This is a genomic window from Stenotrophomonas sp. YJH_SMC_57 (assembly GCF_059369755.1).
Genome location: NZ_JCAFSZ010000010.1, coordinates 178,219 through 203,166, shown reverse-complemented (window position 1 = coordinate 203,166; position 24,948 = coordinate 178,219). Strand labels below are relative to the sequence as shown.

At 67.1% G+C, this 24,948-nt stretch carries 29 protein-coding genes; 9 read left to right on the top strand and 20 right to left on the bottom strand.

The annotated features are described in order from the left end of the window. Positions 1–51: 51 nt before the first annotated feature. The gene (locus AC5P7U_RS15585) at positions 52–531 is read right to left on the bottom strand and encodes an SRPBCC family protein (protein WP_006433248.1); all 480 of its coding nucleotides are present in this window, start codon (positions 529–531) and stop codon (positions 52–54) included. Continuing rightward, positions 512–871 carry an ArsR/SmtB family transcription factor gene (locus AC5P7U_RS15580; protein ID WP_308308230.1) on the bottom strand — a complete coding sequence of 120 codons (360 nt, stop codon included), beginning with the start codon at positions 869–871 and terminating at the stop codon, positions 512–514. The genes AC5P7U_RS15585 and AC5P7U_RS15580 overlap by 20 nt, the downstream gene beginning before the upstream one ends. 126 nt (positions 872–997) lie before the next feature. Here AC5P7U_RS15580 and AC5P7U_RS15575 point away from each other — a divergent pair, with 126 nt between their 5' ends. Further along, positions 998–1,291 (top strand): PsiF family protein, encoded by a 294-nt coding sequence (locus AC5P7U_RS15575; protein ID WP_006433189.1) that lies wholly within the window; start codon positions 998–1,000, stop codon positions 1,289–1,291. Between the two features lie 84 nt (positions 1,292–1,375). On the opposite strand, the gene AC5P7U_RS15570 is transcribed toward AC5P7U_RS15575, so the two are convergent. From AC5P7U_RS15570 to rsmD, 6 genes are all read right to left on the bottom strand, one after another. Further along, the gene (locus tag AC5P7U_RS15570; protein ID WP_006433186.1) at positions 1,376–2,263 is read right to left on the bottom strand and encodes an MBL fold metallo-hydrolase; all 888 of its coding nucleotides are present in this window, start codon (positions 2,261–2,263) and stop codon (positions 1,376–1,378) included. Positions 2,264–2,383: 120 nt separating this feature from the next. Next, positions 2,384–4,114, bottom strand: a complete 1,731-nt coding sequence (gene ggt / locus AC5P7U_RS15565) for a gamma-glutamyltransferase (RefSeq protein ID WP_006433142.1) — start codon at positions 4,112–4,114, stop codon at positions 2,384–2,386. Beyond that, positions 4,111–4,392 carry a YfhL family 4Fe-4S dicluster ferredoxin gene (locus tag AC5P7U_RS15560; protein ID WP_004153175.1) on the bottom strand — a complete coding sequence of 94 codons (282 nt, stop codon included), beginning with the start codon at positions 4,390–4,392 and terminating at the stop codon, positions 4,111–4,113. The genes ggt and AC5P7U_RS15560 overlap by 4 nt, the downstream gene beginning before the upstream one ends. 131 nt (positions 4,393–4,523) lie before the next feature. Beyond that, positions 4,524–5,015 (bottom strand): hypothetical protein, encoded by a 492-nt coding sequence (locus tag AC5P7U_RS15555; RefSeq protein WP_006433096.1) that lies wholly within the window; start codon positions 5,013–5,015, stop codon positions 4,524–4,526. Positions 5,016–5,075: 60 nt separating this feature from the next. Then, complete coding sequence (coaD, locus tag AC5P7U_RS15550) at positions 5,076–5,585, bottom strand: pantetheine-phosphate adenylyltransferase (RefSeq protein ID WP_006433094.1); 510 nt, start codon at positions 5,583–5,585, stop codon at positions 5,076–5,078. Between the two features lie 26 nt (positions 5,586–5,611). Further along, the gene (rsmD, locus tag AC5P7U_RS15545) at positions 5,612–6,220 is read right to left on the bottom strand and encodes a 16S rRNA (guanine(966)-N(2))-methyltransferase RsmD (protein ID WP_414554808.1); all 609 of its coding nucleotides are present in this window, start codon (positions 6,218–6,220) and stop codon (positions 5,612–5,614) included. A gap of 674 nt (positions 6,221–6,894) precedes the next feature. On the opposite strand from rsmD, the gene htpG reads away from it, so the two are divergent. Further along, positions 6,895–8,787, top strand: coding sequence for a molecular chaperone HtpG (htpG, locus tag AC5P7U_RS15540; RefSeq protein WP_197564151.1), 1,893 nt, complete (start codon positions 6,895–6,897; stop codon positions 8,785–8,787). Positions 8,788–8,960: 173 nt separating this feature from the next. Here the strand turns inward: htpG and AC5P7U_RS15535 are convergent, their stop codons facing one another. Continuing rightward, on the bottom strand, positions 8,961–9,260 hold the full coding sequence (locus tag AC5P7U_RS15535) for a hypothetical protein (protein WP_006433090.1): 300 nt from the start codon (positions 9,258–9,260) through the stop codon (positions 8,961–8,963). 129 nt (positions 9,261–9,389) lie between these two features. Here AC5P7U_RS15535 and ftsY point away from each other — a divergent pair, with 129 nt between their 5' ends. The 3 genes from ftsY (at position 9,390) to AC5P7U_RS15520 (ending at position 12,185) form a co-directional block, all read left to right on the top strand. Then, the gene (gene ftsY / locus AC5P7U_RS15530) at positions 9,390–10,703 is read left to right on the top strand and encodes a signal recognition particle-docking protein FtsY (RefSeq protein WP_197564152.1); all 1,314 of its coding nucleotides are present in this window, start codon (positions 9,390–9,392) and stop codon (positions 10,701–10,703) included. 82 nt (positions 10,704–10,785) lie between these two features. Next, complete coding sequence (mutY, locus tag AC5P7U_RS15525; RefSeq protein ID WP_006433085.1) at positions 10,786–11,910, top strand: A/G-specific adenine glycosylase; 1,125 nt, start codon at positions 10,786–10,788, stop codon at positions 11,908–11,910. A gap of 5 nt (positions 11,911–11,915) precedes the next feature. Next, positions 11,916–12,185 carry an oxidative damage protection protein gene (locus tag AC5P7U_RS15520; RefSeq protein ID WP_006433083.1) on the top strand — a complete coding sequence of 90 codons (270 nt, stop codon included), beginning with the start codon at positions 11,916–11,918 and terminating at the stop codon, positions 12,183–12,185. A 74-nt stretch (positions 12,186–12,259) separates the two neighbouring features. Here the strand turns inward: AC5P7U_RS15520 and AC5P7U_RS15515 are convergent, their stop codons facing one another. The 10 genes from AC5P7U_RS15515 to AC5P7U_RS15470 all read right to left on the bottom strand — a co-directional run bounded on the left by AC5P7U_RS15515 (position 12,260) and on the right by AC5P7U_RS15470 (position 19,299). After that, positions 12,260–12,709, bottom strand: coding sequence for a DUF6491 family protein (locus AC5P7U_RS15515; RefSeq protein ID WP_006433036.1), 450 nt, complete (start codon positions 12,707–12,709; stop codon positions 12,260–12,262). A gap of 220 nt (positions 12,710–12,929) precedes the next feature. Then, on the bottom strand, positions 12,930–13,643 hold the full coding sequence (gene lolD / locus AC5P7U_RS15510; RefSeq protein WP_006433035.1) for a lipoprotein-releasing ABC transporter ATP-binding protein LolD: 714 nt from the start codon (positions 13,641–13,643) through the stop codon (positions 12,930–12,932). Further along, a complete protein-coding gene (locus tag AC5P7U_RS15505; protein ID WP_006433034.1) occupies positions 13,636–14,877 on the bottom strand; it encodes a lipoprotein-releasing ABC transporter permease subunit in 1,242 nt (413 codons plus the stop codon). Before AC5P7U_RS15505 ends, lolD begins: the two co-directional genes overlap by 8 nt. 23 nt (positions 14,878–14,900) lie before the next feature. Continuing rightward, positions 14,901–15,350: a hypothetical protein gene (locus AC5P7U_RS15500; RefSeq protein WP_049457520.1), complete on the bottom strand. Its 450-nt coding sequence runs from the start codon at positions 15,348–15,350 to the stop codon at positions 14,901–14,903. Next, complete coding sequence (locus AC5P7U_RS15495) at positions 15,301–15,549, bottom strand: FAD assembly factor SdhE (RefSeq protein ID WP_005409080.1); 249 nt, start codon at positions 15,547–15,549, stop codon at positions 15,301–15,303. The genes AC5P7U_RS15500 and AC5P7U_RS15495 overlap by 50 nt, the downstream gene beginning before the upstream one ends. A gap of 73 nt (positions 15,550–15,622) precedes the next feature. Continuing rightward, positions 15,623–16,408 (bottom strand): succinate dehydrogenase iron-sulfur subunit, encoded by a 786-nt coding sequence (locus AC5P7U_RS15490; RefSeq protein WP_005409079.1) that lies wholly within the window; start codon positions 16,406–16,408, stop codon positions 15,623–15,625. A 66-nt stretch (positions 16,409–16,474) separates the two neighbouring features. Beyond that, entirely contained in the window at positions 16,475–18,265 is a 1,791-nt protein-coding gene (gene sdhA / locus AC5P7U_RS15485) for a succinate dehydrogenase flavoprotein subunit (RefSeq protein ID WP_197565010.1), read from the bottom strand. Between the two features lie 31 nt (positions 18,266–18,296). Further along, the gene (sdhD, locus tag AC5P7U_RS15480) at positions 18,297–18,683 is read right to left on the bottom strand and encodes a succinate dehydrogenase, hydrophobic membrane anchor protein (protein ID WP_006432981.1); all 387 of its coding nucleotides are present in this window, start codon (positions 18,681–18,683) and stop codon (positions 18,297–18,299) included. Continuing rightward, on the bottom strand, positions 18,680–19,072 hold the full coding sequence (gene sdhC, locus AC5P7U_RS15475; RefSeq protein ID WP_005409076.1) for a succinate dehydrogenase, cytochrome b556 subunit: 393 nt from the start codon (positions 19,070–19,072) through the stop codon (positions 18,680–18,682). Before sdhC ends, sdhD begins: the two co-directional genes overlap by 4 nt. Positions 19,073–19,128: 56 nt before the next feature. After that, on the bottom strand, positions 19,129–19,299 hold the full coding sequence (locus tag AC5P7U_RS15470) for a DUF1674 domain-containing protein (protein WP_005409075.1): 171 nt from the start codon (positions 19,297–19,299) through the stop codon (positions 19,129–19,131). Positions 19,300–19,338: 39 nt separating this feature from the next. On the opposite strand from AC5P7U_RS15470, the gene ygfZ reads away from it, so the two are divergent. Next, a complete protein-coding gene (gene ygfZ, locus AC5P7U_RS15465) occupies positions 19,339–20,214 on the top strand; it encodes a CAF17-like 4Fe-4S cluster assembly/insertion protein YgfZ (RefSeq protein ID WP_197565011.1) in 876 nt (291 codons plus the stop codon). A gap of 127 nt (positions 20,215–20,341) precedes the next feature. Here the strand turns inward: ygfZ and AC5P7U_RS15460 are convergent, their stop codons facing one another. Continuing rightward, positions 20,342–21,424 carry an ABC transporter ATP-binding protein gene (locus AC5P7U_RS15460; protein ID WP_308308270.1) on the bottom strand — a complete coding sequence of 361 codons (1,083 nt, stop codon included), beginning with the start codon at positions 21,422–21,424 and terminating at the stop codon, positions 20,342–20,344. Positions 21,425–21,777: 353 nt separating this feature from the next. Here AC5P7U_RS15460 and zwf point away from each other — a divergent pair, with 353 nt between their 5' ends. The 3 genes from zwf to pgl are packed head-to-tail and all read left to right on the top strand — an operon-like array spanning position 21,778 to position 24,940. Continuing rightward, entirely contained in the window at positions 21,778–23,214 is a 1,437-nt protein-coding gene (zwf, locus tag AC5P7U_RS15455; RefSeq protein ID WP_053511423.1) for a glucose-6-phosphate dehydrogenase, read from the top strand. Beyond that, positions 23,211–24,218, top strand: coding sequence for a glucokinase (glk, locus tag AC5P7U_RS15450; protein WP_006432897.1), 1,008 nt, complete (start codon positions 23,211–23,213; stop codon positions 24,216–24,218). Before zwf ends, glk begins: the two co-directional genes overlap by 4 nt. Then, positions 24,215–24,940: a 6-phosphogluconolactonase gene (pgl, locus tag AC5P7U_RS15445; protein WP_197565060.1), complete on the top strand. Its 726-nt coding sequence runs from the start codon at positions 24,215–24,217 to the stop codon at positions 24,938–24,940. Before glk ends, pgl begins: the two co-directional genes overlap by 4 nt. Positions 24,941–24,948 lie beyond the last annotated feature (8 nt).

Sequence of the window (24,948 nt, the reverse complement as noted above, 5' to 3'; positions counted from 1 at the left end):
CCGGGGTCAGAGCCCTTTCGCTGTGAAGGGGATCTGACCCCAGGCACGGCATTACAGGCCGGCCGCGAAGGCTTCCAGCTGGCCGATGGCAGTGTTCCAGCCGTCGAAGAAGCCCAGCTGCTCATGCTGGTCACGCAGCGCCTTGTCCGGGTGCATCACCCGCGCGGTGTAACGGCAGCCCTGGCCCTCGTCCTCCATTGTGATGATGGCGGTGAAGCCCAGCCACGGCGACTGCGGGCGCCAGCCCGCGCCCAGCATCGAGGTGAACACCAGGTGCTGCTGCGGCACCACCTCCAGGAAGCTGCCCGGATTGTCACTGCTGCCGCCGTCGGGGCCCTGCATGAAGGTGTGGAAGGCCCCGCCAGGGCGCAGGTCGAACGCACGCACCTCGGTGGTCCACGGCTTCGGGCACCACCACTGGCGCAGCAGTTCGGGGTCTGTCCAGGCCCGCCAGAGTGCCGCGCGCGGCGCGTTCAATACGCGGCTGATGACCAGATCGGTGTCGGGGTTGCTACCTGCGTCCACGGCCATGGGCCTGCTCCTGTCGGTGAAGGGTTTCAACGAACGCGACCATGCGGTCGGCGCGTGCTTCCCACACAGCACGCTGCGCGGCCAGCCATTGCTCGGCCTGCTCCAGCCGCGCCGGCACCAGTTCGCAGGTGCGTATGCGCCCCTGCTTGTGGCTGCGCACCACGCCGCTGCGTTCCAGCACGGCCAGATGCTTCATCAGCGAGGGCAAGGCCATCTCGAACGGCTCGGCCAGCACCGACACGGTGCACGGCCCCTGCCCCAGCGCGGCCACGATCGCGCAGCGCGTCGGGTCGGCCAGCGCGTGGAAGACGGCCTGGAGGCCTGGCTCATACTTACCCATATGGCTAAGTAATACGCCGATCTGAATGCCGATGCAAGCGAGTACGGCCAAGGCGGTCTTTCTTCACGTGGCCTTCCCGCCCACAAGCCAATGCTCCGCGCACCCGCCACCGCTTGGAGTCACCCGATGAAAGCGTCTTTCCTGCTGGCCGCTGTCCTGCTTGTCGGCCTGCCACTGGCCGCCAACGCCACCACCCCGCAGCAGCAGCGCATGGCCGACTGCTCGGCCAAGAACAAGGGGCTGAAGGGCGACGCCTACAAGACCGCGCAGAGCGCCTGCCTCAGTGGCCACGCCGCCGACGCCAAGCCGGCCAATGCGCAGCAGGAGCGCATGCGCAAATGCAATGCCGATGCGGGCGCCAAGAAGCTGGCCGGTGATGCACGCAAGACCTTCATGAGCAGCTGCCTGAAGGCATCGTAATCGTCGCGTCCGCATAGAACGCCATCCATGCATGGCGTGGATCTGCTGCGTCAGTGAAAGGCCGGGCACTTCCCGGCCTTTTCATTACCCCAACGCGCGCGCCTTCAGTTCCCCCTGCTCGTGCAGGGTGACGAAACGCCCCTTGTCATCACGACCGAGCTGCGCCAACGCCACCTGCGGATCGTGGGTGAAGAACAGATGCACGTTGCGCGCCAGTTTGTCTTCGAGGAACTGCCGCTTCTCGTCGATCAGCAGCTCGGCGTTGCGGTCGTAGCCCATGGTGATCGGCACGTGTACCCATGAGCGGCCCGGAATCAGGTCGGCGCAGAACACCACGCCACCGCGCGCACGCTCGCCGGCATCGGCATGGCCGACAATCTCGGCCAGCATCAGCCCCGGCGTATGCCCATCGCTGTAGCTGAAACGCACGCTGCGTCCCAGCGCCCTGGAGTACTCCCCGTCCACCACTTCCAGGCGGCCACTGGCCTGCAGCAGGCCGGGCAGTTCCGGAATGAAGCTGGCCCGATCCCGCGGATGCGGCTGCACGGCGCGCTGCCAATGCTGTGCGCCCACCACGTAGGTCGCGTTGGGGAACAGCAGCTCGGGCTCGCGCCCTTCGCTCCATGCCGCCAGCAGGCCACCGGCATGATCGAAGTGCAGGTGGCTGAGCACCACCACATCGATGTCCTCGTGCTCGAAACCGGCTTCGCGCAGCGAATCGATCAGCACGTGCTGGCTTTCCTGCACGCCATAGCGCTCGCGCATGCGCGGATCGAAGAACGCGCCGATACCGGTTTCGAACAACACCGTCTTGCCTTCCAGCGGGCTGGCAAGCAGCGCACGGCAGGCCAGCTCGATGCGGTTGAGCTCGTCCGGCGCTGCCCATTTTTCCCATAACGCGCGCGGCGCGTTGCCGAACATCGCACCGCCATCGAGGCGCTGCGAGTTTCCACGAATAGACCAGAGTTTCATGGGTCGATTATCGGCGCCGGCTCGTTAAATAATCGCTAGAAAGGAAACGGAAAACCCCGCCGTTGCGGGCGGGGTTTCGATGATCCAGCGGATTGCCGGCCAGCGGCCGGCACAACCGGATCAGCGCGCTGGCACGACCTGGGCGCTGCCCACCGGGTTGCGCGGGTCGCTGCCGCCGAACAGCGTGTTGGACTTGCGGTCCCATTCCACGGTCTGCAGGTTGCCCCACACATGGCTGGAACCGCGGCCACCGGCAGCGACGTTGCCTGGCAGGTCGATCCTGTGGCCCATCGCCTGCAACTGCTTCACCGTGCCGGCATCGAACGCATCGTCTTCGGCTTCGATCAGGTCCGGCAGCCACTGGTGGTGGTAACGCGGCAGCGCAGCCACCTGCTGTGCGTCCAGGCCGGCGTCGTAGCCGAGGATGCCCAGCAGCACCATGGTGATGATGCGGCTGCCACCCGGGGTGCCCAGCACCACCACCTTGTCGGCGTTCTCCATGAAGGTGGGCGTCATCGAGCTGAGCATGCGCTTGCCCGCCTTCGGCGCATTGGCTTCATAGCCCATCACGCCGAACGCGTTGGGCGTGCCCGGCTTCAGCGCGAAGTCGTCCATCTCGTTGTTCAGCAGCACGCCGGTGCCCTTCGGAATCAGCCCCGAGCCGTACAGCAGGTTGACGGTCTGGGTGGCGCCAACACGGTTGCCGTCGCGGTCGATGATCGAGAAGTGGGTGGTCTCGTCATCTTCCAGCGGCGTCGGGTTGCCCGACAGCAGGTCGCTGGGCGTGGCCTTCTCTGGGTGGATGGTGGCCCGCAGGCCCTGCGCGTAATCCTTGCTGGTCAGCACCTTCTGCGGGATCTGCACGAAGTCCGGATCGCCGAGGAAAAAGGTGCGGTCACGGTAGGCGCGGCGCATCGACTCCACCACCAGGTGGGTGCGGTGGGCCGGGTCCATCGTCTTGATGTCCCAGCCTTCGAGGATCTGCAGCATGCTGGCCAGCGCGATGCCGCCGGACGACGGCGGCGGCGCCGTGGTGATCTTCCAGCCGTTGTAGTTGAAGACGATCGGTTCGCGCTGCTTCACCCGGTATCCGGCCAGTTCCTCGGCGGTCCACTTGCCTCCGGCCTGCTTCACGCCTTCCAGCAGCAGTCTGCCGGTCTGGCCCTTGTAGAAGCCGTCGAAGCCACCGGCGGCCAGGCGTTCCAGCGTCTGCGCCAGTTCCGGCTGCTTGAACAGGTCGCCGGTGGCGATCGGCTTGCCGTTGCGCAGGTAGACCTCGCGGGTGCCGGGAAAGCGCTCCATCACTTCACGGCGCGAGGCATAGCCCTTGGCCATGCGCTCGTACACCGGGAAACCTTCGCGGGCGATGCGGATGGCCGGCTGCAGTGACGCCGACAGCGGCAGCTTGCCGTGCTTGGCCGACAGTTCGACCAGCGCCGCAGGCAGGCCCGGAATACCGGCCGACCAGGCGCCGTTGACCGAGCGGTCACGGTCGAGGTTGCCCTGCTTGTCGAGGAACGCCTTGGGCGTTGCCGCAGCCGGTGCAGTCTCGCGCGCGTCCAGCATCACATCCTTGCCGGTGGCCGCTTCGTGCAGCAGGAAGAAGCCACCGCCGCCCAGCCCGGAACTGATCGGTTCGACCACCGCCAGCGTGGACGACACCGCCACTGCGGCGTCGAAGGCATTGCCGCCCTGCGCCAGGATGTCGATGCCGGCCTGGGTGGCCAGCGCATGGCCGCTGGCAATGGCGGCGCCGTCGGGGCGTTCGGCACGGACCGGACTGTCGGCCCAGGCGATCGGGCTCAGCAGCAGGCCGAGCAGCAGCAGGGGGCGGACGATCAGCGTCTTCATTCGGATGGGGGCTCCGCATAGAGTTCGGGGTGATCGTGCTGCAGCTGGCGCAGCTTGGCCAGCAGCTGGTCTTCCGTTTCCACGATCTCCGGGTCCGGATCGATGCATTCGACCGGGCAGACGACCACGCACTGTGGCTCGTCGAAATGACCCACGCATTCGGTGCAGCGCGCAGGGTCGATCACGTAGATGGTTTCACCCATCGCAATGGCCTGGTTCGGGCAGGCCGGCTCGCATACGTCGCAGTTGACGCAGAGCTCGTTGATTTTCAGCGACATGGCGATACTCCTCGCCCGCGCCTTGGGACAAGGACCGGCCAGCGCGGGCGCGCGGGCCGGTCAGGTCATCAGCGGCGCCCTTGCGGAGCGTCGCCCGGGCCATGCCGGAGCATGGCCGCCATGGCTCGGTCTTACTTGGCTTCGACGAAAATGTACTCGGCACCGGTCGGCTGGATCGCAGCCTGCACGCGGGCGTTGTCGGCCGACTGGCCGATGAAGACGACGCGCACGCCCTTCATCGAATCCGGCCCCACGTCCTTGAACACGGCCTGGATCATGTCAGCCATCTTGCCCGAGGCCGACGAACCGAAGGCCAGCATGTTGCCCGGCTGCACGCCACGGGCCACGGCCTGGGTCGCGCTCTCGGTCTGGCGCTCGTACTTGGCCTGGAAGTCCGGGTCCGATTCCGGCGAGAGGTAGTACAGGAACGGGCTGTTGGTGATGTTGCCCATGTTCTGGATCGCCACTTCCTGCAGGTACTTCTTCCAGCCTGCATCGTCGTCCTTGGACGGAGCGACCAGGGCCTGCTTGGCCTCGTCGACCGGAGCGGCCTCTTCCTTCTTGCAGGCGGTGAAGGCCAGGGCCAACGAAGCGATCAGCATCGCGCGCATGGTGGTGTTCATGGGTTTCCTCCCGGAATGGTGCGTGGTGGTGTACGTAATGGGGTGCGGGTGCAGCGGGGCTTACGACTGTGCCGACTTCGCTTCGCGGACCTTGCGCAGGGCTTCGAGCACCGCGGCCGGCACGAAACCGGACACGTCACCGCCCAGGCGCGCGATCTCGCGGACCAGCGAGGACGAAATGAAGCTGTGCTGCTCGGCCGGGGTCAGGAACAGGGTCTCGACCTCGGGAATCAGATGGCGATTCATGCTGGCCATCTGGAACTCGTATTCGAAGTCGGACACCGCGCGCAGGCCGCGCAGCAGCACCCCACCCTGGACCGAACGGACGAAATGGGCCAGCAGCGTATCGAAGCCGATGACCTCGACATTGCCGTGGTGGCCCAGTGCGCCGCGGGCCAGCTGCACACGCTGTTCCAGCGGCAGCGCCGGGCCCTTGGACGGGCTCTGCGCCACGCCGACCACGACCTTTTCGAACAACGGCGCGGCCCGGCTCACCAGGTCGATATGACCATTGGTGATCGGATCGAACGTGCCGGGATAGACGGCAATGCGGCGGTTGGCCACGGTCATGGGCGGATGCAGATGTTCAGATGAAGTCAAAGTGTAGCAGTGGCGCGGCGGTACAGGGCAAAGCGCACCTCACGGGTGCCGCCCTCGCGGTGCAGCAGCCATTCCGCCGGCAGCACGGGCACGTGTCCGGCCGGCGACTCCAGGTACAACCAGGCATCGGCGGCCAGGTGCCGCGGCAGCTGGGCCAGCACGTCCTGCCACAGGCCATCGGCGAACGGCGGGTCGATGAACACCAGGTCGGCCTGCTGCGCCGGGGCGCTTTGCAGCCAGCGCAGGGCATCGGCCTGGACCACGGTGACCTGGCCGGTGGCCTGCAGTTTGGCGACGGCGGCGGACAGGTTGCGCCCGAGCTGGGCATCGCGCTCGACCAGAGTGGCGTGGGCGGCGCCGCGCGAGACGGCCTCCAGGCCCAACGCGCCGCTTCCGGCGAACAGGTCGAGCACCCGCGCCCCGCCCAGCCGGGGCATCAGCCAGTTGAACAGGGTTTCGCGAACGCGGTCGCTGCTCGGCCGCAGGCCCGGCAGGGTCGGCACCGGCAGGCGGGTATTGCGCCAGCGGCCACCGATGATGCGGACCTGGCCGTCATTGCCACCGCGGCCGCTCACCGGCGCCCCCGGCGGGAGGTATTCGAGAATTTCAGCATGAAGGGGATTGTAGTCGTCCGGGCGGCGCCCGGAACCCGCAGAAGCCACAGCAACAGCCGAAGCAACTTCAAAAGCTGGCTTCCTGTGGATTGGCGGGGTGGGTCAGGTTGTGGGGGACGCCGTGAATCCGTCCATGGAGGCTCGGTCGCGCCATCCATGGCGCTCACGCCCCCGCAACCGGACCCACCCCGCCTTCGACAGTTTCCTGCGATCTGCAGTAGATCCACGCCATGCGTGGATGAACATCTGTCAGATATCGAAGGAATTGATGAGATCAGAAGCCCAGCCGTTGCCACCGTCACCGGGAACCTGTCAGAGGCGGGGCGGTGTGGGTGGGCAGGACCGTTGGCGCCATGGATGGCGCCATCGAGCCCCCAGGGGTGAGGGCGCTTTGCTTGCGAAGCACTGCTTCGCAAGCGCACGAACGCACAGCCGCCAGCGGCTGGGCCGGTCTGGGGGTTTACGGCGTGTCCTGCCCACCCACACCGCCCCGCCATCCCACGGAATGCCCGCTGTTGCTGTTGCTTTTGCTGTCGCTGTTGCTTCGGCCTCTGCGGGTACAGGGTGCAACCCTGCCAGACCAACCCCTTGATTTCGGGACAATCAGCCATACCCCTTGGCCAGGCCGCACGCGCTGGCGCGGCATTGCACATGGAGCCTTATCGATGACCGAGACCCCCCAGACCGAAACCCTTGGCTTCCAGACTGAAGTCAAGCAGCTGCTGCAGCTGATGATCCACTCGCTGTACTCCAACAAGGAAATCTTCCTCCGCGAGCTGGTCTCCAACGCCGCCGACGCCGCCGACAAGCTGCGCTTCGAGGCCCTGACCCAGCCGGCCCTGCTGGAAGGTGACAGCGAACTGCGCGTGCGCGTCAGCTTCGACCCCGCCGCCCACACCATCACCATCGAAGACAACGGCATCGGCATGAGCCGCGCCGAAGCCATCGCCCACCTCGGCACCATCGCCAAGTCCGGCACCGGTGACTTCCTGCGCCAGCTGTCCGGCGACCAGAAGAAGGATTCGCAGCTGATCGGCCAGTTTGGCGTTGGCTTCTACAGCGCCTTCATCGTCGCCGACGAAGTGGAAGTCACCTCGCGCCGCGCCGGCCTGGCTGCCGGCGAAGGCGTGCGCTGGAGCTCGCGCGGCGAAGGTGACTTCGACGTCGCCACCGTGGACAAGGCCGAGCGCGGCACCCGCATCGTGCTGCACCTGAAGGACGGCGAGCACGACTTCGCTGACGGCTGGCGCCTGCGCAGCATCCTCAAGAAGTATTCGGACCATATCGGCCTGCCGATCCAGATGCCGAAGGAAGGGGGCGAAGAGGGCGCGGCCATCGAATGGGAAACCGTCAACCGCGCCAGCGCGCTGTGGACCCGCCCGCGCACCGAGATCAGCGACGCCGATTACACCGAGTTCTACAAGCACGTGGCGCACGACCACAGCGACCCGCTGGCGTGGAGCCACAACAAGGTTGAGGGCAAGCTGGAGTACACCTCGCTGCTGTACGTGCCTGGCCGCGCGCCGTTCGACCTGTACCACCGCGACGCGCCCAAGGGCCTGAAGCTGTACGTGCAGCGCGTGTTCGTGATGGACCAGGCCGAGCAGTTCCTGCCGCTGTACCTGCGCTTCATCAAGGGCGTGGTCGATTCCAACGACCTGTCGCTGAACGTCTCGCGCGAGATCCTGCAATCCGGCCCGGTCATCGATTCGATGAAGGCCGCGCTCACCAAGCGCTCGCTGGACATGCTGGAAAAGCTGGCCGCCGACAAGCCCGAGCAGTACGCCACGTTCTGGAAGGAATTCGGCCAGGTACTGAAGGAAGGCCCGGCCGAGGACTACAACAACCGCGAGAAGGTGGCCGGCCTGCTGCGCTTCGCCTCCACCCGTGGCGACGGCGACGCGCAGAGCGTGTCGCTGGCCGACTACATCGGCCGCATGACCGAAGGCCAGGACAAGATCTACTACCTGACCGGCGAGAGCTACAGCCAGGTACGCAACAGCCCACACCTGGAAGTGTTCCGCAAGAAGGGCGTGGAAGTGCTGCTGCTGACCGACCGCATCGACGAGTGGCTGATGGGCTACCTGACCGATTTCGACGGCAAGGGTTTCGTTGACATCGCCCGTGGCGACCTCGACCTGGGCGCACTGGAAACCGAAGCGGACAAGCAGGAGCAGGAAGCGGCGGCCAAGGACAAGCAGGGCCTGGTGGAGCGCCTGAAGACGGTACTGGGCGATGATGTGGCCGAAGTACGCGTCTCGCATCGCCTGACCGATTCGCCGGCGGTGCTGGCCATCGGCGAACAGGACCTGGGCCTGCAGATGCGCCAGATCCTGGAAGCCAGTGGGCAGAAGGTGCCGGACAGCAAGCCGGTGCTGGAAATCAACCCGGGCCACCCGCTGATCGCCAAGCTGGATGCCGAAGCCGATGGCACGCGCTTCGACGACCTGGGCCGGGTGCTGTTCGACCAGGCCGCACTGGCCGCCGGTGACAGCCTGAAGGACCCGGGTGCCTATGTGGCGCGCCTGAACAAGCTGCTGCTGGAGCTGTCGGCCTGACCGACAGGACGGTCGCCGGGCATGGCCCGGCGCTACCGGGTGCGGGTGGATGCCAACCTTGGTTGGCACTCCTGCTCTGGTAGATGCCAACCTTGGTTGGCGCTCCAAAGGCGTGCCAACCAAGGTTGGCACCCACCAAGGGCAGCGGTTGGCACCCACCAAAGCCTAGCGGCTCAGGCGTCCCGGTCCAGCAACGAGCCCAGCATCTGGTCCTCGCGGCGGATCACCGAGGCGTTGGCGTCGAACGCCAGCACTTCGGCCCGGGCCGCCAGCAGGTCGCCGAGCGGCGCGCCGGATTCGGTGCCGGTAGTCGTCACCACAGCCTGCACCCCGCCCTGCTCCGCGGCACCACGCTGCAGCTGCAGGTGCTGGGCATCGGGGGTCGCCAGGTTGGCCACGTTGTGTGCGGCCACCTGCACACCCTGCTGGGCCGCACGCATTCCGCCGAGGGCCATTCCCATCACGTTGTTCATGGCGGTCTCCGGGCCACCCTGCGCAGCCCTCCGGACCGGTTAACGGCCGGCAGGCCGCGTCCTTGAGTCCACATCGGCCCGACAGGCCCGAGTGGTAGCATATCCCTCTGATTTCAGCGCCTTTTGCCAATGCTCAGTTTTTTCCGCCGCAAGAAGCCCCAGGACGCCCCCGCAACCGAGGCGCCCAAGACCCAGCACTACTCGGCTGAAGAGCTGGCGGCGGCATTCCCGTCCGCTGCCCCGGTCGACCAAGCCCCGGCCGCTCCGCCAGCCGCGCTGAACACGCCCGAGGCTGCCACGCCCACGCCGACGCCTGCACCTGCGCCGGTCGCAGTGCCCGAAGCGCCGGCCGCCGCACCGGCACCGCCGGCCGCGGAACGCGTCATCGCCGCAGAAGACTTCGAAGCCGAAGCCCTGGCCGCTGCAGCCGTACTCGCACCGCTGGCGCCGGTCACCCCGGCCGAAGCACCGGCTGCGCCCGCCGCTGATCTGCCGGTGCTGGTCGACGCCGCCCCGGCTCCGGCCGGCAAGCCGGGCTGGCGCGAACGCCTGCGCAACAGCGTCATCGCACGCAGCTTCGGCGGCCTGTTCTCGCGCAATCCCAAGCTCGACGACGACCTGCTGGACGAGCTGGAAACCGCGCTGATCACCGCCGACGTCGGCGTGGGCGCCACCACCGACCTGGTGGAAGGCCTGCGCAAGCGCATGAAGTCGCGCGAATTCGCCGACGCCAATGCGCTGCTGGCCGCGCTGCGCAGCGAACTGATCGCGATCCTGCAGCCGGTGGCCAAGCCGCTGGTGATCGACCGCACTGCCAAGCCCTTCGTGGTGCTCACCGTCGGCGTCAACGGCGTTGGCAAGACCACCACCATCGGCAAGCTGGCCAAGCGCTTCAAGGACGAGGGCCACAGCCTGATGCTGGCCGCCGGCGACACCTTCCGCGCCGCCGCCGTGGCCCAGCTGCAGGCCTGGGGCGAGCGCAACGGCGTGGCCGTGGTCGCCCAGGGCCAGAACGCCGATGCCGCATCGGTGGCATTCGATGCGCTGCAGGCCGGCAAGGCCCGCGGCACCTCGGTGCTGATCGCCGACACCGCCGGCCGCCTGCACACCCAGTCCGGGCTGATGAACGAACTGGGCAAGATCCGCCGCGTGCTCGGCAAGATCGACCCCACCGCCCCGCACGAGGTGCTGATGGTGATCGATGGCACCACCGGCCAGAACGCGCTGTCGCAGCTGCGCCAGTTCAATGCCGCGGTGAACGTGACCGGCCTGGTGGTGACCAAGCTGGACGGCACCGCCAAGGGCGGCGTGGTGTTCGCGCTCGCCCGCGAGTTCGGCATCCCGATCCGCTTCGCCGGCATCGGCGAGCGCCCGGAAGACCTGCGCGTGTTCGATCCGGAAGCCTTCGTCGACGCCCTGCTGCCTGAAGCGCTGGGCGCCTGATATACCGCGCAGCCCCCCGTGGGGTGGTTCTACTGGAACCGGTAGAGCCACCCCATGGTGGCTGCCCTCCTCCGGAACACCGATGCCACGCCAGCCGCACGCCAGCGCCAACACTGCCGAGGAAGACGGCTTCGTCCGCCGCCTGCTGCACTGGTTCGACGGCCACGGCCGCCACGACCTGCCCTGGCAGCACCCGCGCAGCCCGTACCGGGTCTGGCTGTCGGAGATCATGCTGCAGCAGACCCAGGTGGCCACGGTCATCCCGTATTTCCAGCGGTTCCTGCAGCACTTCCCGACCCTGCCCGACCTTGCCGCGGCCAGCAACGACGCGGTGATGGCGCAGTGGGCCGGGCTCGGCTACTACGCCCGCGCACGCAACCTGCATGCCGCGGCCAAGCGCTGCGTGGAACTGTACGGCGGCGACCTGCCGCGCGATTTCGATGCACTGCACGCGCTGCCCGGCATCGGCCGCAGCACCGCTGGCGCGATCCTCAGCCAGGCCTGGAACGACCCGTTCGCGATCCTCGACGGCAACGTCAAGCGCGTACTCAGCCGCTACCACGGCATCGACGGCTTCCCCGGCCTGCCGGCCATCGAGAAGCAGCTGTGGGCGATCGCCGAGGCACATGTGGCGCAGGTCCCAGGCGGGCGCATGGCCGACTACACCCAGGCGCAGATGGACCTGGGCGCGACCGTCTGCAGCCGCGCGAAACCGGCCTGCGTGATCTGCCCGCTGCACGACGACTGCATGGCGCGCCGCGAAGGCCGCACTGCCGAACTGCCCACGCCCAAGCCCGTCAAGACGCTGCCCGAACGCGAAGCGGTGGCGCTGCTGCTGCGCGACGCCCAACAGCGCGTGCTGCTGCAGAAACGGCCGGACACCGGCATCTGGGCGCAGCTGTGGACCCTGCCGCAGGCCGAAGCCGGCAGCATGCTGCAGGACTGGTTCGATGCGCACGTCGACGGTTCATTGGAAGATGCCGAGGAACTGCCGGTGCTGCAGCACACCTTCAGCCACTACAAGCTGCATCTGCAGGTACTGTCACGGCAGGTAAGCGGCCTGCGCGTGGAAGAACCCACGCTGCGCTGGGTCGCTGCCGACGAACTGCCCGCGCTGGGCCTGCCCGCGCCGATCCGCAAGCTGCTCGACGGCACCGCCATCAAGGCGCCGAAACGAAATTCCAAGAAACCCCGCAACCACGAGTGAGTGCCATGTCCCGAACCGTCTTCTGCCAGTACGAACAACGCGATGCCGAGGGCCTGGACTTCGTGCCCTACCCCGGCGAACTGGGCCAGCGCGTCTTCAACAACATCGGCAAGCAGGCCTGGTCGGCGTGGCTGGCGCACCAGACCATGCTGATCAACGAAAACCGCCTTTCGCCCCGCACGCCCGAACACCGCGCGTTCCTGGAAGGCGAACTGGTCAAGTTCCTGTTCGAGAAGGACGCGGAGAAGCCGGCCGGCTTCACCCCGGAAGCCTGATACCCCGGTAGTGCCGGCCGCTGGCCGGCAACACGGCATCTGCCCGAAGCCGGCCAGCGGCCGGCACTACGCCGCTATTTCGTGTCTTCCTCGCGCTCCTGCACTTGGGCCTGGCGCAGCTCCTGCTCGGACGCGCGCAACGCCTTCACATCCAGCTTGCGGATGCTCTTGATGAAGCACGGCATGCGTGGGCCGCCCGTGGGGTCGCGCACCAGCACCTTGTCGAAGCGCGTCGAAACGCGATTCATCTGGCTGGTCAGGCCGATGGCGGTGGCAAACGTCAGGTCCTGGCAGGGGCCGTTCAACTCCAGCAGATAGGCTTCGCTGGGGCGGGTCCATACCGCCAGCGCGCTGTCTCCCAGTTCGGTCCAGCCATTGAGGCTGCCGAAGAACTGCATGTCGTTCTGCGGCGCACCGGCATGCGCACGGTACAGGTCCAGCTTCTCGGCGCTGCTGAGCCGGCCGGTGGTCGCACAGGCGGCCAGAGCCAGGCAGAGGCCGGCCATCAGGATCGGGGTCTTCATGGCGATCTCCTCGGGGTACTGTCGCCATCATGCGCCTGCCAGGGTGGCGTCCGTGCGACGACCGGGCCCCCATTCAGCCGCCGGTCGGCGGTCGACCAAGGTCGACCTCTACCAAAGCAGGCCCAAGGCTCCGGAATCCGGTAGTCGCCAACCTTGGTTGGCGCTTGCCCCGCAGCAGCAGCCGACCAAGGTCGGCTTCTACCAATGCGGGCCCAGCGCCTCAGACGTCGGCGTGGGCCAACGCGTGCAGCCGCCCTTCGCGCAGTTCCAGCACCCGATCGAGGCGACGCGCCAGGCTGCGGTCGTGGGTGACCAGCACCAGGCTGGTGTGGCGGGCACGGTTGAGTTCCAGCATCAGGTCGAACACGGTGCCGGCGGTGCGGTCATCCAGGTTGCCGGTCGGCTCGTCGCCGAGCACGCAGGCCGGATGGTTGACCAGCGCACGCGCCACCGCGGCGCGCTGGCGTTCGCCACCGGACAGCTCGCCCGGCTTGTGGTCCAGGCGATGGCCGAGGCCGACCGCCTCCAGCAGGGCCGTTGCGCGGCTGGACGCCTCAGCCACGGCGGTACCGGCCAGCAGCACCGGCATCATCACGTTTTCCAGCGCGGTGAATTCCGGCAGCAGGTGATGGAACTGGTAGACGAAGCCCAGCGCCTGGTTGCGCAGCAGGCCGCGCGCGGTATCCGACAGCGCCGACATGCGCTGGCCAGTCACATAGACCTCGCCGGCGGTCGGAACATCCAACCCGCCCAGCAGGTGCAGCAGCGTGCTCTTGCCGGCGCCGGACGCACCGATGATCGCCACGGTTTCGCCGGCTGTCACGGTCAGGTCCAGGCCATCGAACACCGGGGTCTGCATGCGTCCTTCGGCGTATGTCTTGCCCAGTGCTTCGGCGCGGATCACTTCATCGCCGCGGTTGAAGACCTTATTCATAGCGCAGGGCCTCCGCCGGCTGGGTGCGTGCTGCCCGCCAGGCGGGATACAGGGTGGCCAGGAAGCTCATCAGCAGCGCGACCACGGTGATCGCCACCACGTCGCCGGTCTGCATGTCGGTCGGCAGGCCGGTGATGTAATACACGTCCTCAGGCATCAGCTTGACGTTGAACACCGCCTCGATGGCACCGAGGATGCGTTCCAGGTTGAGGGTCAGGGTGATGCCACCGATCAGCCCGGCCAGGGTGCCGAAGATGCCGATCAGCGAACCCTGAACCATGAACACCTGCATCACCCCGCCCGGGGTCAGGCCCAGCGTGCGCAGGATCGCGATATCGGCCTGCTTGTCGGTGACCAGCATCACCTGCGAGGACACCAGGTTGAACGCACCCATCGCGATGATCAGCGACAGCAGGATGCCCATCACCACCTTCTCCATGCGCAGCGAGTGGTAGAGGTTGGCGTTCTGCTGGGTCCAGTCACTCACGCGGTAGGCGCCGCCGAGGCTCTGCGCCAGGTCCACGCCCACCTCCAGCGAGCGGTCCATGTCGTGCAGTTTCAGCCGCACGCCGGTAGCACCGTCGCTGCGCAGCACGCGCTCTAGGTCCTGCATGTTGGCGAAGCCGACGCCACGGTCGACCTCGTTGTAACCGGCCTCGAAGATGCCGCTGACGGTGAAGCGCTTCATCCGCGGCACTGCACCGGCAGGCGTGCCCTGAACTTCAGCGAAGGTCACCAGCACCTGGTCGCCGACGTCCACGCCCAGCCAGATCGCCAGCTCCTTGCCCAGCAGCAGGTTGAAGCTGCCCGGCTTGAGGCTGTCGTAGCTGCCCTTGGTGACCTTCTTGTCGATCACCGACACCTTCGGCTCCAGCGCCGGGTCGATGCCCTGGATGATCGCGCCCTGTACGCGCGGGCCGCTGATCATCGACTGGATCTCGATGTACGGCGCAGCACCCGCCACGCGCGGATCCTTGCTGGCGATGTCGACCACACGCATCCAGTCCGGCATCGGCTCGCCGTCGCGGCTGATGGTGGTGTGCGCGGTCATCTGCAGCAGGCGGCTGCGGATTTCCTTCTGGAAACCGCTCATCACGGCCAGGGTGGTGATCAGCACCGTGACGCCGAGCGCGATGCCCAGGATCGATGCCATCGAGATGAAGGAGATGAAGCCGTTGCGGCGCTTGGCGCGCAGATAGCGCAGGCCGATCGCCACGGGGATGGGTTTGAACATGCAGGCACGCCAGTCAATTCAGCTTATGGTGCCATCGTACGCGGCCGACGGGAAACGGCACGTGCGGCCACGGCCAGTCGCAGTTCACGTCGCTGCCCGGAATCGAGCACATCCGGCCAGAACAACAGGCGCCGACGGCGTCGGCCCTCACGCCAGGACAACAACAGCCAGGCACCACGCACCACCAGCCGTGGCACCTCGATGTCCTGCCCGGCCACCTGCAGCGGCTCTGGAAGCGGCGGCAGCCGCACCTGCAGGCGCGGCCTGCGCAGCCGCCAGGCCAGCTCGGCCAGGCCAAGGCCCCAGGCCAGCAGCACGGCGGGCATCAGCAGGCGTGGCGGCAGCTCCGAGGCGCGCAGCAGCCAGGGCGCGGCCAGCAGCACCGCCAGCTGGGCGGCGGCCTGCAGCCGCGAGGGACGCCACTCAAGGCTTGAGGGCGAGGATCTTCTGCATGAGAGGGATCGCGTGCGCATGCGGGCAGGCCTCATAGCCCATGAACCAGCGCCACAACTTATCGTCCTCGCAATCGAGCAGGAACAGGAAAACCTCGCGCTCTTCGGTCGGCGCAGTGCTCCATTCGTGGTCCAGGTAACGGCCGAACAACTGGTCCAGTTCGCGCATGCCGCGGCGGCAACGCCAGCGCAGCTTCTTCAGCAGAACATCTTCTTCCATCGTGCTTCTCCAGATACAGCAAAGCCACGCATGGCGTGGCTCTGCTGGGGTCATGCAACTACCCGGCGCCGTATCAGGCGCGGCGTTCCATCATCAGCTTCTTGATCTCGGCGATCGCCAGCGCCGGGTTCAGGCCCTTCGGACAGGTCCGGGCGCAGTTCATGATGGTGTGGCAGCGGTACAGCTTGAACGGATCTTCCAGATCGTCCAGGCGCGCACCGGTGTCCTCATCGCGCGAGTCGATGATCCAGCGGTAGGCCTGCAGCAGGATCGCCGGGCCCAGGTAACGCTCGCCGTTCCACCAGTAGCTCGGGCAGCTGGTCGAGCAGCAGGCGCACAGGATGCACTCGTAGAGGCCGTCCAGCTTCTTGCGGTCTTCCGGCGACTGCAGGCGCTCACGGTCCGGCGGTGCCGGGGTCTGGGTGCGGATCCACGGCTTGATCGACGCGTACTGCGCGTAGAAGTGGGTCAGGTCAGGAACCAGGTCCTTGACCACGTTCATGTGCGGCAGCGGATAGATCGGCACTTCCTTCTTGCCGCAGTCCGAGATGGCTCGGGTGCAGGCCAGGGTGTTGGTGCCGTCGATGTTCATCGCGCACGAGCCACAGATACCTTCGCGGCAGGAGCGGCGGAAGGTCAGGGTCGGGTCGATCTCATTCTTGATCTTGATCAGGGCGTCCAGGACCATCGGGCCACAGGCGTCCAGATCGACTTCATAGGTATCGGTGCGCGGGTTGCTGTCGTCGTCCGGACTCCAGCGGTAGATCTTGAAGGTGCGCACGTTCTTGCCGCCGTTCTTGACGGGGAAGTGCTTGCCCTTCGTGATCTTGGAATTCTTGGGGAGTGAAAACTCGGCCATGGCTGCTCTCGTTGGCTCAGGCGGCCCGCGCCCGTGGGCGCGGATTGCATGGTAGGCGGGGTCGGATCAGTACACGCGCGGCTTCGGCGGCACTACGGACACGTCGTCGGTCAACGTGTACATGTGCACCGGACGGTAGTCGAAGCTGCACTTGCCCTTCTCGTCGACGCTGACCAGGGTGTGCTTCTGCCAGTTGACGTCGTCGCGGTCCGGGAAGTCCTCGTGCGCATGCGCGCCGCGGCTTTCCTTGCGCTGTTCGGCCGAGTTGATCGTCGCCACCGCGTTGAGCAGCAGGTTGTTCAGCTCGTAGGTCTCGATCAGGTCCGAGTTCCACACCAGCGAACGGTCGGAGACCTTCACGTCCTGGAACGAGTCGAAGATCTTGTCCATCTTCTCGCAGCCTTCCTTCAGCGTCTGGCTGGTGCGGAAGACCGCCGCGTCGGCCTGCATGGTGCGCTGCATGCGATCGCGGATGACCGAGGTCGGGGTATCGCCGTTGGCGTGGCGCAGCTTGTCCAGCAGGCCCAGCGCCTTGTCGCAGGCATCGGCCGGCAGCGGCTTGTGCGATGCGCCCGGCTTGATGGTCTCGGCGCAGCGGTTGGCCACCGCACGACCGAACACCACCAGGTCCAGCAGCGAGTTCGAGCCCAGGCGGTTGGCGCCGTGCACGGATACGCAGGCCGCTTCGCCGATGGCGTACAGGCCCGGCACCACCGCATCGGGGTTGTCGCCGACCTTGCGCACGACTTCGCCGTGGTAGTTGGTCGGGATGCCACCCATGTTGTAGTGCACGGTCGGGATCACCGGGATCGGCTGCTTGTGCACGTCGACGCCGGCGAAGATGCGGGCGCTTTCGGCGATGCCCGGCAGCTTGTCGTCGATCACGCCCGGGCCGAGGTGGGTCAGGTCGAGCAGGATGTGGTCCTTGTGCTCACCGACGCCGCGGCCTTCGCGGATCTCGATGGTCATCGAACGGCTGACCACGTCGCGCGAGGCCAGGTCCTTGTAGTGCGGTGCATAGCGCTCCATGAAGCGCTCGCCGCTGCTGTTGCGCAGGATGCCGCCTTCACCGCGGACACCCTCGGTGATCAGGCAGCCGGCGCCGTAGATGCCGGTCGGGTGGAACTGCACGAACTCCATGTCCTGCATGGCGATGCCGGCACGCATGGCCAGGCCGCCACCGTCGCCGGTGCAGGTGTGCGCCGAGGTGGCGCTGAAGTAGGCACGGCCGTAACCGCCGGTGGCCAGCACCACGCCCTGGGCGCGGAACAGGTGCAGGGTGCCATCGGACATGTCCAGGGCCAGCACACCGCGGCAGGCGCCGTCTTCATCGAAGATCAGGTCGAGCGCGAAGTACTCGATCATGAAGCGTGCGTCGTGCTTCAGCGACTGCTGGTACAGCGTGTGCAGCATCGCGTGGCCGGTACGGTCGGCCGCCGCGCAGGTACGCTGCGCCGCCGGGCCTTCGCCGTACTTGGTGGTCATGCCACCGAACGGACGCTGGTAGATCTTGCCTTCGGCGGTGCGCGAGAACGGCACGCCGTAGTGCTCGAGCTCGATGATGGCCGGGATGGCCTCACGGCACATGTATTCGATGGCGTCCTGGTCGCCCAGCCAGTCCGAACCCTTGATGGTGTCGAAGAAGTGGTAGCGCCAGTCGTCCTCGCCCATGTTGGCGAGTGCGGCCGAGATACCGCCCTGGGCGGCAACGGTGTGCGAACGGGTCGGGAAGACCTTGGTCAGGCACACGGTCTGCAGGCCCTTGGCGGCCAGGCCGAACGTGGCGCGCAGGCCGGCGCCGCCGGCGCCGACCACGACCATGTCGTACTTGTGTTCGGTGATCTTGTAAGCGGACATCTAATCTGGATTCCTGTGTTGGTGCCTGGGCTCAGGCAACGCCGAGGGCGATGCGGCCCACCGCAAACACACTGACGATCATGCCGAGCACGGCGACGAACTTCACCGCGGTCTGCAGCACCAGGGCCAGCAGCGATTCGTGGATGTAGTCTTCCAGCACGACCTGCATGCCGAGCTGCGCGTGCCAGAACATGGCGATCAGCAGGCCGATCAGCGGCACGGCATTCCACGGCTTGGCCACGGCGGCGGCGGCGGTCGCGTAGTCCGAACCGAGCAGGCTCAGCACGAAGACCAGGAACCAGATGCCGAGCACCACCAGGGCGGCGGCAGTCAGGCGCTGGTGCACGAAGTGTTCGGTGCCGGTCTTGGCCGAACCAAGGCCGCGCACGCTCTTCAACGGGGTACGGAACCTGCTCACGCGGCACCTCCGAACATCACATAGGCCCACACCAGCAGGGTGATCACCAGGCTGCCGGTGACCGACAGCCAGCTGCTGCGGATGAAGGCGGGAATGCTGAAGCCGATGGCGAAGTCCTGCACCACATGGCGGATGCCATTGCACAGGTGATAGGCGAACGACCATGTCCACGCGAACAGGAACACGCGGCCATACCAGGCCCCGGCATGGCCGGTGAAGCAGTTCCAGGACTCGGGCCCCATCATCAGGGCCAGCAGGCCGGCGGCGATGATGAGGGCACCAACAGACAGAAAGACGCCAGTGGCTCGATGCAGGATCGAGGTGGCCATCTGAATCTGCCAGCGATACACCTGAAGGTGCGGGGAAAGTGGGCGTTGTCTGGTCGCCATTCGCTGGGCTCGTTGTCTCGGCTGGGCGGCACACGGCCGCGTTGGCTCAATGCTGATCAGAAATCGATGCAGCGTCCGTTTTTCTCCCAATCGCCGTACCGCACCGGATCAAGTCCGCCGCGGCCGCCGAATTCTTCTGCTTTTTCCTGTTCCACGGGCACGGGTGCCGCAGGGACCAGCGGGGCTTCAGATTCGTCGTCGGGAGTGGGGGTTGTTTGGCCTATCATGTTCGGTCTCGCAACGCACAAATTTTAGACCTCGTTCACGTGCCTGACAACCTGCCCCCTGCTTTCGTCGGATATCCGCGCCTTCCCGGCCACCAGCTGCTGAGCCTGCAGGGTGTCGATGCGGCCGTTTTCGCCCACGCCCAGTTCAGCAGCGATGTCACCGCCCTGCCCCTGCTGCACTGGCAGTGGAGTGCCTGGCTGAGTGCCAAGGGCCGCACCCTGGCGGTGTTCCAGCTGCTTCGGCTGGCCGAAGACCATGTGATGCTGGTGCTGGCCGACGGCGATGCCGATGCGATTGCGTCGCAACTGCAGCGCTTCGTGTTCCGCCGCAAGGTGAGGGTGCTGGTGCGCAGCGACCTGGCGGTGGCCGGCGCCTTCACCGCGCCTGAGGCCGCCAGTGGCGCCGCCATTGCGCACGCCGCAGGTGATGGCTGGGAGCTGGACCTGGGCAGCGATGCCCTCCCGCGCACCCTGCGCATCGCCGCTACCGACGCCTTCGCCGCCGGCAGCGAGGCCGATGAGGCGGCCTTCGCCCTGGCCTGGCGCCAGGCCGATCTGCGCTACGGCCTGCCCCGGCTTGAGGAAAGCCAGCGCGAGGTGTGGACTCCGCAGCAACTGGGGCTGGATCGCCTGAACGGCTACAGCGTGAAGAAGGGCTGCTACCCGGGCCAGGAAATCGTCGCCCGCACCCACTTCCTCGGCAAAGCCAAGCGCGCGGTGCAGCTGCTGCATACCGCGCAGCCGGCGCAGGCCGGTGATGGCGTGCAGCAGGACGGCGCGGCGCTGGGCACGATCGCCAGCGTAGCCGGTGACCTGGCGCTGGCGGTGTTGCCGTTGGAGGCCAGTGAGGCCGATCTGCAGGTCGGCGATGCCATCGCGCAGCGCATGCCATTGCTGGACGGATTGGCGCGCTGAATCCACCCGCCGCTTTGGTGGGTGCGGACCATTGGGCCGCACGCCTTCAGCGAATGAATGGTAGTGCCGGCCGCTGGCCGGCAACCACGCATGGTTGAAGTTGCCGGCCAGCAGCCGGCACTACCGATTACAGGCGCTCGCCGGTTTCCGGGTTGAAGAAATGCAGCCCCTGCGGGTGGATCGCCACGCGGATCTGCTCACCCACCGCCGGCAGCGCCTGCGGCGCCACGCGCATGGTCAGCGCATGCTGGCCACTGCTCAGGTTGACGAAGATCTCGTTGCCGACCGGTTCGATGCCTTCGATGCGGGCGTTGAACGCATGTGCATCGTCGGCGGTCGCCGGCTGCAGGTGCTCCGGGCGCACGCCCACCGCGATCGGCTTCTGCAGCCACGCCGGATCGATCGTGGCCTGGCCCAGCGGCGCGCGCCATTCGCCATCAACCACGGTCACGCCACCGGCATCACCCTGCAGCGTGCCACGCAGCACGTTCATCGCCGGGCTGCCGAGGAAGCCGGCCACGAACAGATTGGCCGGGCGGTCGTACAGCGCCATCGGCGTGTCGATCTGCTGGATGACGCCGTCCTTCAGCACCACGATGCGCTGGCCCAGGGTCATCGCTTCGACCTGGTCGTGCGTCACGTAGATCATGGTGGTGCCCAGCTTGCGGTGCAGCTGCGCGATCTCGGTGCGCACGCTGTGGCGCAGCTTGGCATCCAGGTTGGACAGCGGCTCGTCGAGCAGGAACACCGCCGGCTCACGCACCAGCGCGCGGCCCAGCGCAACACGCTGGCGCTGGCCGCCGGACATCGCCTTGGGCAGCTTGTCCATCATCTCGGTCAGGCCCAGCGTCTGCGCCGCCTCGGCGATGCGCCTGTCGATCGTCGCCTTGTCATGGCCGCGCAGCTTCAGGCCGAAGGCCAGGTTCTCGGCCACGGTCATGTGCGGGTACAGCGCATAGCTCTGGAACACCATCGCGATGTCGCGATCCTTCGGCGCCACGTCGTTGACCACGCGATCGCCGATGGTCAGCGTGCCGCCGCTGATCTCTTCCAGCCCAGCCACCATCCGCAGCAGGGTCGACTTGCCACAGCCGGACGGGCCGACCAGCACCATCAGCTCGCCATCGGCGACCTCGAAGCTGGCGTCCTTCACCGCGACCTGGCCGTTGTCATAGACCTTGCGCACACCCTGCAACTGCACTTTTGCCATATCACCTAATCCGGTCCGCCCGAAGCCGGGCTGTCTTTTGGGACTGCCTCGGCCCTCCCGATGGCAGTGATGATTGCGCGCCCACCGCATGGCGGCGAGCACTGCAATCGAATACAGTTGCCCATTCTGCCATGTAAACGTTTTCACGTGGCACTATCCGATGATCGGTGCGCACCGATCTGCGTCGGCGATTGAACGAAGGTTCCGCCGAGGTAGTGGTTTCGATTGGAACGGTCTTCCGGAGCCCCGGGAAACCCGCCCGACGAACCTCGGACAGGCAGTTGCGCGGATGTCCCCCGAACCCAGCCATGAAGCGATTGACAACGATGTCACCCGGATCTGAAACTCGAGCGATGCACGACACCCTCTTCCTGTTCGGTGCCACAGGTGATCTGGCCCAGCGCTACCTGTTCCCTTCGCTGCTTCGCCTGCTCGGCGACGGCCTGCTGCCGGAGGACTTCCGCATCCGCGCACTGGCCCTGTCCGGGCATGACACCGAAGCCTTCCATGACATCCTGCGGCCGCGCCTGCAGCAGGCCATGCCGATGGCTACGCAGGACGACATCGCCGGGCTGCTGCGCCGCATCGACTACCGCTCGGTGGACCTGCGCGACGTCGACTCGGTCGCCGCCGCGGTCTCCGACCTGGTGCACCGCAAGTGCGTCAGCTACCTGGCCATCCCGCCGGGCCTGTACATCTCCACCTGCGAAGGCCTGGCCAAGGGCGGCGCCCTCGCCGCGCCGGCACGGCTGATGCTGGAGAAGCCGATCGGCAGCGACAGCGAAAGCGCTGAAGAGATCATCTCCACCATCGGCCAGTGGATCGACGAGGACCGCGTGTTCCGCCTCGACCACTACCTGGGCAAGGCCGCGGTGCAGAACCTGATCGCGCTGCGCTTCGGCAACACGCTGCTGGAAGCGGTGTGGAACCGCAATTACATCGAATCGGTGCACATCCTGGTCGCCGAAAGCGAAGGCGTGGATGGCCGCGACGCCTACTACGCCCGTTCCGGTGCGCTGCGTGACATGGTCCAGAGCCACATCCTGCAGCTGCTGTGCATGGTGGCGATGGAGCCGCCGGCCTCGCTGGAAGCCGACCGCATCCGCGACGAGAAGGTCAAGGTGCTGCGCGCCCTGCGCCCGCTCGATGCCAAGCACGCCGCGCGTGACAGCATCCGTGGCCGCTACACCGCCGGCACCATCAACGGCCAGCCGGCCCAGGCCTACCAGCCGCCGGAAGGCAGCGACGTGGAAACCTTCGCCGGCGTCACCGCGCATATCGACAACTGGCGCTGGAGCGGCGTGCCGTTCCACCTGGTCACCGGCAAGCGCCTGCCCGAGCGCACCACCCGCGTGGTGGTCACGCTGAAGCCGGTCACCCACTGGCTGTTCGAGCGCCCGCAGCGTGCGCAGGCCGCACCGAACCGCCTGGTGTTCCAGCTGCAGCCGCAGGAGAACATCGAGCTGGGCCTGATGAGCAGCCTGGCCGGCCCGGAATGGGGCGCGCTGGAACTGCACCCGCTGGAACTGGAACTGTCGGTGCCGACCGGCCTGCACCGCCGCATCGCCTACGAGCGCCTGTTCCTGGATGCCTTCAACGGCAACCACACGCTGTTCGTGCGCGACGACGAAGTCCGCGCGGCCTGGGCCTGGATCGACAGCGTCGCCGATGCCTGGAAGGAAGCCAGGCTGCCGCTGGAACCCTACCCCGCCGGCCAGTGGGGCCCGGGCAACGCAACGGAGTTCCTGCCGCAGGGCGTGGATGCGCCGGACAGCGGAGCCTCGGCATGAGTGTCGGCTCGCAGCCGGTGCTGGTCGCCGACATCGGGGGCACCAACGCCCGTTTCGCACTGGCCGATACCTCGCTGGACGCGCCGCTGCTGAAGGACAGCATCCGCGAGTACGCGGTGGCGGAGTTCCCGTCGCTGGGCGACGCCGCACGTCATCACCTCGAACAGATCGGTGCCAGCGCGGGCCGTGGCGTGTTCGCGGTGGCGGGCCGCGTCGACGGTGACGAGGCGCGCATCACCAACCACCCATGGGTGATCTCGCGCAGCCGCACCGCGGCGATGCTCGGCTTCGACGAACTGCACCTGATCAACGACTTTGCCGCACAGGCGATGGCGATCTCGCTGCTGCAGCCGGAAGACGTGATCCAGGTCGGTGGCGCGGCATGGGTACCGGGCAAACCCGGACAGCCGCGCAACTACGCGGTGATCGGACCCGGCACCGGACTCGGCGTCGGCGGCCTGATCCTGCGTCACGGCCGCTGCTATCCGCTGGAAACCGAAGGCGGCCATGTCAGTTTCCCGCCGGGAACGCCGGAGGAGATCCGCATCCTGGAGATCCTGTCCGAGCAGTTCGGGCGCGTCTCCAACGAACGGCTGATCTGCGGCCCCGGCCTGGTCAACATCCATCGCGCCGTGTGCGAGATGGCCGGCATCGATCCGGGACAGCTGCAGCCGGTGGACGTGACTGCCCGTGCGCTGCATGGCGACCCGCAGGCGATGCGCACCGTGGACGTGTTCTGCGCCGTGTTCGGCGCCATCGCCGGTGACCTGGTGCTGACCCAGGGCGCCTGGGACGGCGTGTTCCTGACCGGCGGCCTGACCCCGAAGATGCTCGATTCGCTGCAGCACTCCGGGTTCCGCCAGCGATTCGAGCACAAGGGCCGCTTCTCTTCGATCATGGCGCGGGTGCCGTCGCTGGCGGTGATGCATCCCCACGCCGGGCTGCTGGGCGCCGCCGCCTATGCCGCCGACGCCGAACGTGACGCACCTGGAGTTGCCGCATGAGTCCCACCACCTTCCACGACGACCGCATCGAGTTCATCCAGCACGGCGACGCCGATGGCTGGATCGAGGCGGTCGCTGCCGAGATGGCACAGACCCTCAACCACGACATCCACGAAGTGGGCCGTGCCCGCATCCTGCTCTCTGGCGGCACCACGCCGGCGCCGGTCTACCAGGCACTGGCCGAGCTTGACGTGCACTGGGACCGGGTTGAAGTCAGCCTGGCCGACGAACGCTGGCTGTCGCCGCAGGATCGCGACAGCAACGCCTGGCTGGTGCGCGAACACCTGCTCAAGCGTGCCGAAGGTGCGCATTTCGACCCGCTGGTGCGCGTGGGCAAGCCGCTGCCGGAATGCGTCTACACCGCCAACCTGCAGGCCCAGCACAGCCAGCCGCCGAGCCTGGTGGCGCTGGGCATGGGCAATGACGGCCACACCGCCTCGCTGTTCCCGGGTTCGAAGGACCTGGCCCGCGCGCTGGAAAGCACCCTGCCCTACGCCGCGCTTGATGCCACCGGATGCCCCGGTGCGAACCAGTGGCCGCTGCGCATCACGCTCACCCCGCACGGCCTGCGCCAGTGCCGCCAGCGCCTGCTGCTGCTGCGTGGCAAGCAGAAACTGCAGGTGCTGCGCCAGGCGCTGGACAGCAACAACGCCCAGCAGTATCCGATCCTCAATGCGATCAACCTGGACGGCGCGCGCCTGCGCGTCCACTGGGCTGATTGAAGTCGGCG